The sequence below is a fragment of the Pseudoduganella rhizocola genome, from assembly GCF_045984285.3.
Lineage (GTDB): Bacteria > Pseudomonadota > Gammaproteobacteria > Burkholderiales > Burkholderiaceae_D > Rugamonas.
In genome coordinates, this window is record NZ_JBJQIK030000001.1 from 516,339 (window position 1) to 530,128 (window position 13,790).

The window sequence follows — 13,790 nt, forward strand, 5'->3', positions numbered from 1 at the left end:
TTAAATCAATAATCTTTTGCTAGGGACACTTACAAAATGGACATCGAAAGCACCAAGATCAGCACCCGCCTATCCATAGGTTTCGGGCTTGTTTTCCTTCTCCTGATCATCGTGACGGCGCTCGGCATCAACCGCGTGCAGAAGATCGATACCATTCTTACCAACGTCAGCGACGTTAACAACGTCAAGCAGCGTTACGCCATCAACTTCCGCGGCAGTGTGCATGACCGATCCATCGCGCTGCGCGACGTGGTGCTTGCCGCCGATGCGGGCGCGGCGAAGACGCACATCGACACCATCAAGACCCTGGCCGACAACTACGCCAAATCGGCGGCTCCGCTGGATCAGCTGCTGGCCAGCCGCAAGGACACCAGCGCCGCCGAGAAAGCGGCCATTGCCGGCATCAAGGAAGCCGAAGCGAAGACCCAGCCGCTGATCGCCAAGGTCATCGAGCTGCGCCTCGCCGACAATCTGCCGGAAGCCACCAGCCTGCTAGAACAGCAGGCCGCGCCTGCCTTTGTGGGCTGGCTCGCTGCCGTGAACAAGATGATTGACCTGGAAGAGGAGATGAGCCGCAACGAGGCCGAAAACGCCAAGGGCGTGGCGCGCAGCTTCTTCTTCTTCATGGTGGTGCTGTGCCTGGGCGCCATCGGCATCGGCGTGGCGGCGGCGTGGTTCATCAGCCGCGGCCTGCTGAAGCAGCTGGGCGGCGAACCTGAGTACGCGGCATCCATCGTGGCCAGCATTGCAGCGGGCAACCTGGCCGTAGATATCGATACCAAAACCAATGACCGCAGCAGCCTGCTGTACGCCATGCGCGGCATGCGCGATTCGCTGGTGAACATCGTGAGCCAGGTGCGCGCCGGCACGCAGACCATCGCCACCAACTCGCGCGAGATCGCGGCGGGCAACCAGGACCTGTCGGCACGCACCGAAATGCAGGCCGGGAATATCGAGCAGACCGCGTCCTCGATGGAAGAACTCACCGGCACCGTGAAGCAGAACTCCGACCACGCGCGCCAGGCCAACCAGCTGGCGATGTCGGCGTCCGAAGTGGCAACCAAGGGCGGCACCGTGGTGGCGGAAGTGGTGGAGACCATGGCTTCCATCAACGAGTCTTCGAAGAAGATCGTGGATATCATTGGCGTTATCGACAGCATTGCATTCCAGACCAATATCCTGGCGCTGAATGCGGCGGTGGAAGCGGCGCGCGCCGGTGAGCAGGGCCGCGGCTTCGCCGTGGTGGCCACCGAAGTGCGCAACCTGGCGCAGCGTTCGGCCGGCGCGGCCAAGGAAATCAAGGCGCTGATCGACGACTCGGTGGAGCGTGTGGATGCGGGCGCCAAGCTGGTCGACCAGGCCGGCGCAACGATGGCGGAAATCGTGGACAGCGTGAAGCGCGTGACCGACATCATGGGCGAAATCTCCACCGCGAGCCAGGAGCAGACGCAGGGCATCGAGCAGGTGAACGAAGCCATCTCCAATATGGATACGGTGGTGCAGCAGAACGCCGCGCTGGTGGAGCAGGCCGCCGCCGCCGCCAGCTCGCTGCAGGACCAGGCCAACAACCTCGCTTCCGTGGTCAGCGTGTTCAAGCTGGACGACGCGCAGATTGCCGCGCATGTGGCGCCCGCGCCACGCGCCGTGGTCGCCGCATCGGCGCCGGTGGCGGCTGCCGCCAAGCGTCCGGCCGCGCGTCCGCAGGCGCGCCTTGCCACGGCACGCAAACAGGCGGCCGAGCGCAAGCCCGCTCCGGCCACCTCGGAAGAGGATAGCTGGGAAGAGTTCTAAGCTTAACAATTGCTCAAAGATGCTTGTTTTTACAGGCAATATTTTGTAACAGGCCTCACCCTGTCGTAACAAATTGCGCGGCGGAATGTATAGTTGAACTTCGTTATCGGAGTTCCTCATGCAGAAGTCTTCCGCCGCCTTCCTCCTCTGCCTCGCAGCCACGGGCGCCAGCGCAGCCCAGCTCACCGCAGCTGAAACGCGCTGGCTCACCGCCAGCTCTCCGGTACTTTCCTACGCAAAGCAGCTCAAGCTGCCGATCGACATCATCGTGCAGCCGCAGGCTGGTCCCAACGACGTGCCGATGGCGATGGGCTTTGCCGACGGCCGCTGCAAGCTGGTGCTGTCCATGCGCGGCAATCCGAATGCGGAAGCCATTTTTGACGGCGTACCCGAAGCGCAGCAGGGCGTGCTGATCGAAGCGATGGCCGCGCATGAAGTGGCGCACTGCTGGCGCTATGCGCAAGGCAGCTGGCATGTGCTGCCGGCCGGCTTCGTGGAAGTGGGCAACGAACAGTCCGACAGCCCCGAGCTGCTGGCGCTGTCGAAGCAGATGCGCGAAACGCGCCGCGAAGAAGGCTTCTCCGACCTGGTGGCACTGGCCTGGACGCAGCGCAGCCATCCTGCCGAGTATGCGCAGGTGCACGGCTGGCTCACGCAGGTGCGGCAGGACCAGCCTGCGAGCCATGGCTCGCACGACACGCGCGCCTGGCTCAAGCTGGCGAGCAATGGCGCGGTATTTTCCTCTGATCAAGGTTTATTTGATGGCGTAAAGGCCCTGTGGAGCACGGGCCTGCTGCAAGCGGAGTAAACACAACAAGGTCCCCGTCTGTGTTCGGCCGCGCACAGAACGATTTCGCGCGGCAGCGTTAAATCTTCATGCCAACCATCCTAAAGGGGACCAACATGAAGAAAATCGTATTCCTTACCCTGGCCACTGCCGCCAGCGTTGCTTTCGCACAGAACACCAACACCGCCGGCTACAAGGCTGCGCAGGACAAGGCCGCGGCCGATTACAAAGTGGCCAAGGACCGTTGCGATGCCATGAAGGGCAATGCGGAGGACGTGTGCGAACACGAAGCCAAGCTGACCCGCGCCCGTGCTGAAGCGAATGCAGTTGCCCAGTACAAGAGCGGTGACCGCAGCGAGATCGATCGCGCCAATCGTAAAGTGGCCGATGCCGAGTATGAGCTGGCCAAGGAAAAGTGCGATGACCTGAGCGGCAACGCCAAGGACCAGTGCCAGGCTTCGGCGCGCAATATGAAGAATACGGCGATGAATACCGGCGCCGCTGACAGCCGCACCGCCGTGCTGGTGCCGAACGCCGACCGCAACACGGTGGCCGCCAATGCCGCCGATGTACGCGACCGTACCGCCAACGCCGCAAGCAATGCTGCGGACCGTACCGCCGTCGCTGCCGAAAATGCGAAAGATAAAACGGTAGCCGCCGCCCACAACGCAAAAGAGAAGACCGCCGACATGGCGCAGGACGTGAAGGAAAAAACGGCTGAGAAAACCGCCGACGCTTCGCAAGCCATGTCCGACACCATGATCACCGCCAAGGTGAAAGCCGATATGGCCGCTGACAAAACCGTCACCGCCATGGACGTGCACGTGGAAACCCAGCAGGGCGTCGTCATGCTGAGCGGCTTCGTGCCCACCAAGGCTGAAGCCGACCGCGCCGTGCAGCTGGCCAAGGGCGTGAAAGGCGTGAGCGACGTGAAGAGCTCGATCCAGGTCAAAGGCAAAAAATAAAGGCCTCGTAGTGGCATTCCAATGGCCTGCCTCGTGCGGGCCATTTTTTTGTGCAGTATCATCGCGGGCACACGTACTCAGGGAGCCCCGATGAAACATGCTGTACATATTGCCGCGGCGCTGGCGTTTTCGGTGGCAGCCGGCACTGCCGGCGCCGCTGCGTTGACCGTATCGCCGTCAGGCGTGCCCGCGCTGCGCGAAGAGATGCTGTCCGCCGATTTCTGGATCCGCCGTGCGCCGTCGCCGAACGCGGTATTGCTGAATCCACGCCGGGCGGCTGCCCAGCGTGCAGCCGCGTATGCGCCGGGCGGCGGCTTCATCGACGTCGCAAAGCTGCCCGCGACACTGACGCAGGCACAGGTTGCGGAGTGGGTGAAACAAGCCGCGCAATCGCCGGTGGCGCTTGCGGTGGAGGACAACGGGCGGGCCGTTACCGGGCCAGTCCTGCAGGAACTGCGCGGGAACACTGCCCTTGAGCGTATTCCCGCGTCGGCGCCGGCACGCTATGGATTGAGTGTACAGCGCACGCCGATGCGCACGCTGCCTTCGGACCGCCGCTTCTTTGCGGCCAGCGACCAGCGCGACTACGAAAGCCTGACGGCCGGCGTGCTGTTCCCCGGCGAGCCGGTGCTCATCGCGCACCACAGCCTGGACGGACAATGGCTGCTGGTCGTCACGACCCAGGGGCCGGCATGGGTGAAAAGCACAAGCATCGCGGAGGGCGCCGCTGACGCCGTGTTTGCATATGCTGCAAAGGCGCCGGGCAGGGTGATAACAGGCGACCATGTGGCCACGGTCTATACGCCGGAAGCGCCGGAGGTGTCGGAGCTGGACCTGGACATGGGCGTGGCGCTGCCGCGTGCCGACGTTGAACCTTCCGAACCTGTCAATGGCGCGAGCAGTGTGGCCTCGTGGCCTGTGCTGCTGCCGGTACGCCAGCAGGACGGCTCGCTCGCGTTCCGGAGTGCCCTGATTCGCCGCAGCGCCGATACGGCCGGCGGCTACCTGCCCGCCACGCGGGCCAATATCCTGAGGCAGGCCTTCAAATTTCTCGGTGAACGTTATGGCTGGGGGCATCAGTTCAATGCGCGCGATTGCAGTGGCCTGATCAGCGAAGTCTATCGCAGCATGGGCATCCTGCTGCAGCACAGCTCCGCCATCCAGGGCAGCAGCAATGCGCTGAAACATCGCCTGTTCAGCGAGAAGGACAGCCATGCCGAGCGTGTGAAAGCGCTGGCAAACGCGCAGGTGGGCGACCTGATCGTGGTGCCCGGCCATGTACTGATGATCATCGGCCATATAAATGGCGAGCCCTACGTGATCCAGGACGTACCGTATGCCGTGTTCAAGGATCCGGCTTCGGGCCAGGTCCGCAAGACAAAGCTGAACCAGGTGTCGGTGACGCCGCTGCTGCCGCTCTATGCCGATGACACGAAGCTCTACGTTGACGCCATGACCAGCCTGGTCCATGTAACGCAGCCCTGAGCGGCGGCGAAGAGCGCCGGAAGCGGCGCTTTTCTTTTTCTTGTTTAAATTACGATCATCATTTAAAATGAATGCCATCTGATGAAAAAAGGGGCATTCCATGTTTTCTCAAGCAGTATCTGACTGGCTGGGGCGGCGCCAGCTGCACTACGCATGGGTGATCGTTGCGGTCACTTTCCTCGTTGCGCTGACCTCGTCCGCCGCGCTCGGACTGCCGGGCGCGCTGTTGCAGCCCCTGTCGAAGGAATTCGGCTGGGATGTGGACCAGGTCTCGTCCGCCATGGCGGTGCGCTTTGCGCTGTTCGGCCTGATGGGGCCTTTCGCGGCCATCCTCATGGAGCGCTACGGCTTGCGCAATGTGGTGGTGACGGCGCTCACGCTGATCGTCAGCGGCCTGCTGCTGGCCAGCGGCATGACGCAGTTCTGGCACCTGGTGCTGCTGTTCGGCGTGGTGCTGGGGGTGGGCTCCGGCATGACGGCGCTGGTGCTGAGCGCAGTGGTGTCGAACCGCTGGTTTGAAACGCGGCGCGGGCTGGTGGTAGGCATGCTGACCGCCAGCGCGGCCACGGGCCAGCTGATCTTCCTGCCTTTCGGCGCCTGGCTGATCGAGCGCTTCGGCTGGCGCATGGCGCTGCTGCCCGTGACGATCGCCTGCGCATTGGTCGCGGTGGCAGCCTTCTTCCTGATGCGTAACCGTCCTTCCGATGTCGGCTTGCGTCCGTATGGCATGGACCCGGATGCGCCGGCGCCTGCCGCCGCGGCGCCCGTCAAGGTGGGTTTCGGCACGCCCTTCAAGGTGCTGCGCGATGTTTCCGGCAGCAGTGTGTTCTGGATCCTGACCGGCACCTTCTTCATCTGCGGCCTCTCCACCAATGGCCTGATCCAGACCCACTTCATCTCCCTGTGCGGGGATGCGGGCCTGGGGCCGGTGCCTGCCGCTTCGGTGCTGGCGATGATGGGCCTGTTCGACCTGGTGGGCACCGTGCTCTCCGGCTGGCTGTCGGACCGCTACGACAACCGCAAGCTGCTGTTCTGGTACTACGGCCTGCGCGGCCTGTCGCTGCTGTGGCTTCCGTATTCCGAATTCACGATCTACGGCCTGACCGTGTTCGCCATGTTCTACGGCCTGGACTGGATTGCCACCGTGCCGCCCACGGTACGCCTGGTTGCCACCAACTTCGGCAAGGAGCGCGCAGGCATGGTGTTCGGCTGGGTGTTTGCGGGCCACCAGCTCGGCGCCGCGGCGGCCGCTTATGGCGCGGGCCATATCCGCACGCTGCTGCTCACGTATAACCCGGCGCTGTTCGCGGCCGGTGCGGCCTGCCTGGTCGCGGCACTGATGGTGATGGCGGTGCGGCGCGTGCCGGCCGTGGCGCCGGTGGCGGCCGCACCCGCCTGAACGTTGTCATAAGCCGGTCATGTGGGAGTGCCAAGATGGCGCTCCCATTTCGACTGGAGTTCAAGCATGTTCAAGACCTGGCAGAACCGCACGCTGGCGGTATCGATGCTGGCCTTGCTGGCCGCCTGCGGCAGCAACAATGATGTGGAAACCCCTGTAGCAGCGCCGGGCCCCGACCCGGTGATGCTGCCCAGCGTGGCGTTCATGACCGACGTGCACTTCGAGAACGTGTACGGCGATTTCAAGAATGCGCAGTTTGCAGGGATTCCGACCAAGGATGGCAAGAACGCCACCATCCGCACGATGTATGCGCAGCTCACATCGACCCGCCTGTTCAACGAAAACTACTTCGCCTTCCGTGCGGCGCTGGACGATGCCTATGGGCGCGGCGTGCGCTACGTGGCGCTGCCGGGAGACTACTCCGACGACGCGCAGCCGATCAATATCAACGGCATTGCCGACATCCTCAAGGAATACCAGGCGAAGGGCATGCGCTTCTTCCTCGCGCCGGGCAACCACGACCCGAACGAGCCATACGACGACAACGAGGCGGGCAAGAACGATTTCCTGACCAGGGATGGCAAGGAACAGAAGGTCTACGCCACCGGCAATGCGGGCTGCAAGGTCAAGGATCCCGCCGTGATCTGCACCGACGAGCTGATGGAGCAGGGCTACGAAAAACTGATCGCCAAGCTGGGCGAGTTCGGCTTCCAGCCGAACAAGGCGGACGTGTACTGGGAAACCCCGTTCAGCAAATACGCCGACAACAAATACAGCTATGAGAGTGCCGCCGCGCAGGGCGCCGTGGCGAACCGACAGTACGAAATCTGCGCCGAGGGTTCGGGCGGCGCCTACAAGGCCGCCGGCGAAGCAAAGCTGGGCAAGTCTTATACGAAATGCGTGATGATGCTCGATTCGAGCTACCTGGTGGAGCCGGTGAAAGGACTGTGGCTGGTTTCCATCGATGCCAACGTGTTCGTCCCGAACGGGAACTTCGATCCGGCCAACCCGAAGAATTTCAAGGGTTATGAAGGCGCGGGTAATGCGGGCTGGAACAAGGTTCTCACCCACAAGAAGCACGTCATGGACTGGCTGAAGAACATCAACGAGCGCGCCAAGTCGCAAGGCAAGCAGGTGATGGCCTTCTCGCACTATCCGACGACGGACTTCTACGCCAACCAGACCGACGCGATGAAGGCCGTGTTCAAGCCGGGCGCCTTCCAGACCGCGCGCGTGCCGGAAGCCGCCACCACGGCCGCGCTGGCGGCAACAGGACTCAAGCTGCACATCGGCGGCCATATGCACTTCAACGGGACCAACGACTACACCGACAGCGCAGGCAACTTCCTGGCCAACGTGCAGTCGCCATCCCTGGCCGTGTATGGCGCCGCCTACAAGATCGTGACCTACGAAAGTGCGGACACCATCGGCGTGCAGACCGTGGCGCTTAACAATGTGCCGCGCTATAACGAGCTGTTCCCGCTGTACGAAACCGAATACGGCTACCTGCAGGGCAGCAGCGCCACGGCCGATGTGGCCAAGCGCTGGAACCGTGCGGTGCTGGATACCAAATCCTACGGCGAGTTCACCAAATACTATTTCGGCGAGCTGTCCCGCCTGCGCTTCATGGACGAGTACTGGCCTTGCGAAATGAAGGAAGCGGCGATGGCGCTCGATGCGCGCCAGATGCTGATCCTGTCGCAGTTGCAGACCAAGGTCACGCTGGCGCAGCTGAAGGATGCACCAGGCATCGTGCCCCTGACCGCGAGCTGCGCCGCCAAAGGCACGGCAGGCGGTTCCGGCGTGGCTGCCGCGCAGCTGGCTGCCGATTGGGCCGATGCCACGGTGAAGGCGGACAAGCTGGCCACCGCAGCTGGCCTCAAGCTGGCGGACTTCGCGAAGATCACGGCCTATGATTTCTATGGCGACTTCCACCGCACCGTGTACGCCGGCGAGCTGGCGCTGCGCGATATGGGCAGCGAGCGCGTAAGCCAGTACAAGGTGCTGATGAATGCCTTCCCGGCATCGCCTGCCGCGATCGTGAAGATCAACGGCGTGCTGTCGGACCAGAACGAGGTGCACGTGGCCTTCCAGAACCAGTTCAAGCAGGTGTTCGCCATCTTCAAGGGCCTGGGGTCCGCCAAGCCGAACGACCAGTTCAAGATCGACCTGAAAAACAGGAAGATCGTCAACGCCAGTACGGCCCTTAGCTTCAATTAAGGGGCCGCCAGCAAAAACCGGGAAGCCGTCATATACTGGCGGCCCCGGTTTTTTTATTTTGGGAGGTAGAGCATGACGTACGAAGTGGAGCGCATCGCCGCATTCTGCGCAGGCGATCAGGGTGGCAATCCGGCAGGCGTGGTCATTGCAGCGGCAATGCCGCCGGAAGCCGACATGCGCCGTATCGCGGCGGAAGTAGGTTTCTCCGAAACCGTGTTCGCCGCGCCGCAGGCCGAGGGCTACCGCGTGCGCTACTTCTCGCCCGAATCCGAAGTGCCTTTCTGCGGCCACGCAACGATTGCACTTGGCGCAGCGCTGGCGTTGCGGACAGGCGGCGGCGTGTTCCCGCTGACGACCAATCACACCTCCATTTCCGTTGAAGGCAGCAAGCAGGGCGATGTGATCGCCGCGGCGCTGCAGTCGCCCGCGACCTCCAGCAAGCCGGCGCCGGACGCGCTGGTGGACGAAGCGCTGGCGCTGTTCGGCTACCGCCGTGGCGACCTCGATTCGCGCATTCCTCCTGCGCTGGCCCATGGCGGCGCCGACCACCTGGTGCTGGCGCTGTCCAGCCGCGCCGCACTGTCTGCAATGAAGTACGAGCTGGATGCCGGCCGCGAGCTGATGAACCGTTGGGGCCTGGTGACGATTGCCCTGGTCCACACCGAGAACCAGCAGCGCTTCCACGCGCGTAATCCTTTCGCTTCCGGCGGCGTCTATGAAGACCCGGCGACCGGTGCCGCCGCTGCAGCCTTCGCAGGCTACCTGCGCGATATCGGCTGGCCGCATGGCGGCGCCATCGAAATCCTGCAGGGCGACGATATGGACGTGCCGTCCCGCCTGCGGGCCGAGATCCCGGCGGAAAAGGGCAGCTCGATCCGCATCTCCGGCACCGCGCGGGTAATGTGATGAGCTTGCGCCGCCTGCTCCTGACGGTATCGCTGGCCCTGCTGGCGCCTGCGGCGCTGGCGCAGTCCCTGAACATCGCCACCTGGAACCTGCGCATGAACACGGCGAGCGATGGCCTCAATGCCTGGCCGCAGCGCAAGGAGCTGGTCAAGAGCCTGGTGCGCTATCACGATTTCGACGTGTTCGCGACGCAGGAGGGCTTGCCGGACCAGATCGCGGACCTGGACGGCATGGCGGAATACGCCCATGTGGGCGTGGGCCGCGATGACGGCAGGCAGGCCGGCGAGCACTCGGCCATCTTCTTCAAACGCCAGCGCTTTGCGCTGCTGCGTTCCGGCGACTTCTGGCTGAGCCAGACGCCCGACCGTCCATCTCTGGGCTGGGATGCGACCTGCTGCCACCGCATCGTGTCCTGGGCCCAGCTGCGCGACCGCCAGACTGGCCGCAGCTTCTACTTCTTCTCGGCCCATTTCGACCACGAAGGCGAAGTGGCGCGACGCGAGTCGGCGAAGCTGGTGCTGAACAAGGTCAGGGAGATTGCCGGCACGGCGCCGGTGATCGTGGCGGGCGATTTCAACTCCGTGCCGGAGACGGAGCAGATCCGCGCAATGCAGGCTGCGCTGCGGGATGCCTTCGAGGCCAGCGAGAAGCCCGTCTATGGCCCCGTGGGCACCTTCAACGCCTTCCGCATTGACAGCCCGCTGAACGAGCGCATCGACTATATCTTCGTCAGTCCGCAGGTGCGGGTGCTGAACTATGCGGCGCTGACCGATTCGCGCAACGGCCGCTTCCCGTCGGACCACCTGCCGGTGCTGGTACGGGCCGAAATCGGCAGCGCTAAGCCTCGTCCCGCAACCAGGTGATCCTGCCCGCGCAGGACTCGTTCATCTGCGTCTGGAAGGGAGCCGCTTCGGTGGCAGGCAGGCTGAATTCAAAGGCCACCGCTTCGCCGTGGCTGACGCCCGCCAGCTGGGCGCCTGCCAGCTCAAGCTCGCGCCGCAGCAGGCCTTCCAGCGGATAGGGGACCGTGCAGCGCAGGGTCTGTAATTTGATGATGGGGATTTTCTGCGCCGACAGCAGCGCCTGCGCCACGCTGTCGGTGTAAGCGCGCACCAGGCCGCCAGCGCCCAGCTTTACGCCGCCGAAGTAGCGCACCACGGTGGCCAGCACGCCTTCCAGGTCCTGATGGCGCAGTACGTCAAGCATGGGACGTCCCGCCGTGCCGCTGGGCTCACCGTCATCCACCGCTGCCGACTGCCCACCTGCCAGCAAAGCCCAGCACACATGGGCCGCCGCAGGGTGTTCCACCCTTAGTCCGGCCACCACGGTCTGTGCTGCCGTGCGGTCGCTAACCGGCTGCACGCAGGCGATGAAACGGCTCTTCTTGATGATCAGTTCGAAATGGACGGGGGCGGCGATAGTCTGAGGCATACCCGCATGGTAAAGCATAAGCGACGGCCCTGGGCCGGCGCCGGCTTGCCCGGTCAGTGCCGCTCAGCCGCCGTGCGGCAGGCCCAGGTTCTGGTTGGCCGGCACTGCCACGTCGATCAGCCTGGGCTTGGGCAGCTTGAGTTCCCCCATCAACTGGATGAAGGCCTCCCGGCTGCGGTTGGCCAGGCGGGCATTGTGCCGTTTCTCCCAGCCGATCGTCGATACCGACTGCTCCTTGTAATCGTGCCCCGGCCACACCCGCGTGTCGTCGGGCAGGGCGAACAGCTTGCGCGTCACGCTGTCGTACAGCGCATCGGCACTGCCGCTCTGGAAGTCGGTGCGGCCGCAGCCGTCAATCAGCAGGGTATCGCCGGTGAACACATTGCCGCGCCAGACATAGCTGGTGCTGCCGGCCGTATGGCCCGGCGTGTGCAGCGCTTCGATCCTTTCGCCATTGCCGAAGGTGAGCACGTCGCCGTCCTTGAGTTGCAGTTCGGCTGGCGCAATGCCGCAGCCGCTCGGCACCGCGGCCTTGGCGCCGGTGCGTTCACGCAGCTTGCCTGCGGAAGTCACATGGTCGGCATGCGCATGGGTTTCGAGTACATACGCCAGCTTCAGGCCCAGGCGCTCAAGGTGCAGCAGGTCGCGTTCCAGGTGGCGCTCGACGGGGTCGATCAGGACCGCTTCGGTGCTGCCGGGGGCCGCAAGGATATAAGTGTAGGTCGACGACTCGGTGTCGAATAGCTGGATAGGATTGATCATCATATTCTCCTGTGAGCGGCCCTTACAGCAAGGCCTTAACGATCATGCCCGCCGCAACCAGGGCGGAGAGCAGGGCAAACGCAATCTGCATGGAAGGACCGGACAGCCGTGCCGACAAGGCGCGCCCGCCCAGCATGCCGGCCAGTGCGCCCGCCGAGAAGGGCAGCGCGATACTCCAGGCCAGGGTGCCGCCGGCCGCGCTGGCCGCCACGCCGGCGGCGGAAATCAGCGCGATGACCGCGAGCGAGGTGGCGACCGCCGCCTGCATGGACAGGTCGGTGTAACGCCGCAATGCGGGCAGCACGACAAAGCCGCCGCCCACCCCCAACAGGCCTGACAGCATGCCCGCCGTGGCGCCGGACAGGGCCAGGGCGCGCGCGCAGGGGCGCGTCCAGATAAAGCGGCCGGTAGCGGCAGTGCGCCTGCAGACCGGCGTTTGCGGCGGCAGGTCCTTGCCGCCGGCGGCGCGGGCCTTGTGGAAGGTGTTGAAGGCAATGTACAGCAAGGTGAGGGCGAACAGCACGCTCAGCCAGCGGTTGTCGATGCGGTGCGCCAGCCACAGTCCGGCCGGCGAGAGCAGCATGCCGGCCAGGGCGATGAGGATGGCGGCACGGTAGCGCACCACGCCCGCCCGCAGGCCGAGGATGGCGCCAAGGGCCGCCGCCATGCCCACTGCCATCAGGCCGGCGGGCGCCGCCTGCGCCACGCCGATATGGGCGCCGAACACCAGCAGCGGAACAGCCAGGATGCCGCCCCCGGCCCCGGTGAGCGCCAGGATCATGCCGATGGCCAGGCCAAGGGACAGCGGGATCATCATGACAGCCTCCGTTCAGCCAGCGCGGCGCCGGGCCGCGGCACGTTCCAGCACTTCGAACAGCAGCATCCCGGCCAGCATGGCGCCCGTGAAGATGAGAGGCTTGGCGCCGCCGGTGGCGAGCGACGCCAGCGCCGGACCCGGGCAGAAGCCTGCCAGCCCCCATCCCGCGCCGAATACCAGGCTGCCCAGCAGCAGGCGGCGGTCGATGCCCGAGGTGCCCGGCAGCCGCATGGCGCCGCCGAGCAGCGAGCGCCCGCGCTTGCCGGCCAGGCGGAAGGCGAGCAGCCCCACCGCGATGGCGCCGCCCATCACCAGGGCCAGCGACGGATCCCAGTTTCCGGCCAGGTCGAGAAAACCCTGGACCTTGGCCGGATTGGTCATCCCGGCCACGATCAGGCCGATGCCGAACAGCAGGCCGATCAACAATGCACTGACGATTTCCATGATGTTCTCCTTAAGCGAGCAGGTGCCGCAGCACGAATACCGTCGCAAAACCGGCCGCCATGAAGACGGCCGAAGCGGCCAGTGAGCGCGGCGATAGGCGCGACAGGCCGCACACCCCATGGCCGCTGGTACAGCCGCTGCCGTAACGGGTGCCGAGGCCGACCAGCAAGCCGGCCGCGGCTAGCGTGCCGGCATTGGCGTCGATTTGCGCCTCCGGCAAGGCGGCGAACAGGGTGTAGGCGAGCGGGGCGGCGATCAGGCCGGCCAGGAAGGCCAGGCGCCACGCGATATCGCCCCGCGCCGGGCGCAGCAGGCCGCCGACAATGCCGCTGATGCCGGCGATGCGGCCGTTGACCAGCGCGAAGGCGGCGGCGGCAAGGCCGATCAGCAGGCCGCCGGCGAGCGCGCTCCAGGGGGTAAAGTTGATCCAGTCGAGGTTCATTCTGCTTCTCCCTGCTTCGGCGCGCAGTACAGCTGGTACAAGGTCTGCAGCACTGCCATGGCTTCGCTGCTCGCCAGGCTGTAGAAAATCTGCTTGCCTTCGCGCCGCGTATTCACCAGTTTCTCCTCCCGCAGCACCGCCAGCTGCTGCGACAGCGTGGGCTGCTGGATGCCCAGCATCGCCTCGAACTCGCTCACACAGAACTCACCCTGCGTGAGCTGGCAAAGCAGCAGCAGGCGGTCGGCATTGCCCAGCGTCTTCAGCAGTGAGCAGGCGCGTGCGGCAGCCCGCTGCATTTCCTGCAAATCGAATTGTTCCTGATCGTGCACCACGGTTTGGCC

At 64.6% G+C, this 13,790-nt stretch carries 14 protein-coding genes; 8 read left to right on the top strand and 6 right to left on the bottom strand.

Annotation, left to right across the window (positions count from 1 at the left end):
* Window positions 1–36: 36 nt before the first annotated feature.
* From ACJRPG_RS02365 to ACJRPG_RS02400, 8 genes are all read left to right on the top strand, one after another.
* Window positions 37–1,791 carry a methyl-accepting chemotaxis protein gene (locus ACJRPG_RS02365; RefSeq protein ID WP_407998438.1) on the top strand — a complete coding sequence of 585 codons (1,755 nt, stop codon included), beginning with the start codon at window positions 37–39 and terminating at the stop codon, window positions 1,789–1,791.
* Between the two features lie 118 nt (window positions 1,792–1,909).
* Entirely contained in the window at window positions 1,910–2,599 is a 690-nt protein-coding gene (locus ACJRPG_RS02370) for a hypothetical protein (protein WP_407998439.1), read from the top strand.
* A gap of 95 nt (window positions 2,600–2,694) precedes the next feature.
* Complete coding sequence (locus ACJRPG_RS02375; protein ID WP_407998440.1) at window positions 2,695–3,543, top strand: BON domain-containing protein; 849 nt, start codon at window positions 2,695–2,697, stop codon at window positions 3,541–3,543.
* Window positions 3,544–3,633: 90 nt separating this feature from the next.
* Complete coding sequence (locus tag ACJRPG_RS02380; protein WP_407998441.1) at window positions 3,634–5,028, top strand: SH3 domain-containing protein; 1,395 nt, start codon at window positions 3,634–3,636, stop codon at window positions 5,026–5,028.
* Between the two features lie 100 nt (window positions 5,029–5,128).
* Window positions 5,129–6,427, top strand: coding sequence for an MFS transporter (locus tag ACJRPG_RS02385; RefSeq protein WP_407998442.1), 1,299 nt, complete (start codon window positions 5,129–5,131; stop codon window positions 6,425–6,427).
* A gap of 66 nt (window positions 6,428–6,493) precedes the next feature.
* Entirely contained in the window at window positions 6,494–8,647 is a 2,154-nt protein-coding gene (locus ACJRPG_RS02390; protein ID WP_407998443.1) for a metallophosphoesterase, read from the top strand.
* Between the two features lie 72 nt (window positions 8,648–8,719).
* Window positions 8,720–9,553, top strand: coding sequence for a PhzF family protein (locus ACJRPG_RS02395; RefSeq protein WP_407998444.1), 834 nt, complete (start codon window positions 8,720–8,722; stop codon window positions 9,551–9,553).
* Complete coding sequence (locus tag ACJRPG_RS02400; protein ID WP_407998445.1) at window positions 9,553–10,416, top strand: endonuclease/exonuclease/phosphatase family protein; 864 nt, start codon at window positions 9,553–9,555, stop codon at window positions 10,414–10,416. The genes ACJRPG_RS02395 and ACJRPG_RS02400 overlap by 1 nt, the downstream gene beginning before the upstream one ends.
* Here ACJRPG_RS02400 and ACJRPG_RS02405 read toward each other — a convergent pair.
* The 6 genes from ACJRPG_RS02405 to ACJRPG_RS02430 form a co-directional block, all read right to left on the bottom strand.
* Complete coding sequence (locus ACJRPG_RS02405; protein ID WP_407998446.1) at window positions 10,391–10,984, bottom strand: IMPACT family protein; 594 nt, start codon at window positions 10,982–10,984, stop codon at window positions 10,391–10,393. The two genes, ACJRPG_RS02400 and ACJRPG_RS02405, sit on opposite strands and share 26 nt — an antisense overlap.
* Window positions 10,985–11,047: 63 nt before the next feature.
* Window positions 11,048–11,749: an MBL fold metallo-hydrolase gene (locus ACJRPG_RS02410; protein ID WP_407998447.1), complete on the bottom strand. Its 702-nt coding sequence runs from the start codon at window positions 11,747–11,749 to the stop codon at window positions 11,048–11,050.
* Between the two features lie 19 nt (window positions 11,750–11,768).
* Window positions 11,769–12,563 (bottom strand): sulfite exporter TauE/SafE family protein, encoded by a 795-nt coding sequence (locus ACJRPG_RS02415; RefSeq protein ID WP_407998448.1) that lies wholly within the window; start codon window positions 12,561–12,563, stop codon window positions 11,769–11,771.
* A 12-nt stretch (window positions 12,564–12,575) separates the two neighbouring features.
* Window positions 12,576–13,007 (bottom strand): DUF6691 family protein, encoded by a 432-nt coding sequence (locus ACJRPG_RS02420; RefSeq protein ID WP_407998449.1) that lies wholly within the window; start codon window positions 13,005–13,007, stop codon window positions 12,576–12,578.
* Window positions 13,008–13,017: 10 nt separating this feature from the next.
* The gene (locus ACJRPG_RS02425) at window positions 13,018–13,449 is read right to left on the bottom strand and encodes a YeeE/YedE family protein (protein WP_407998450.1); all 432 of its coding nucleotides are present in this window, start codon (window positions 13,447–13,449) and stop codon (window positions 13,018–13,020) included.
* Window positions 13,446–13,781 carry a metalloregulator ArsR/SmtB family transcription factor gene (locus ACJRPG_RS02430; RefSeq protein ID WP_407998451.1) on the bottom strand — a complete coding sequence of 112 codons (336 nt, stop codon included), beginning with the start codon at window positions 13,779–13,781 and terminating at the stop codon, window positions 13,446–13,448. Before ACJRPG_RS02430 ends, ACJRPG_RS02425 begins: the two co-directional genes overlap by 4 nt.
* Between the last annotated feature and the right edge of the window lie 9 nt (window positions 13,782–13,790).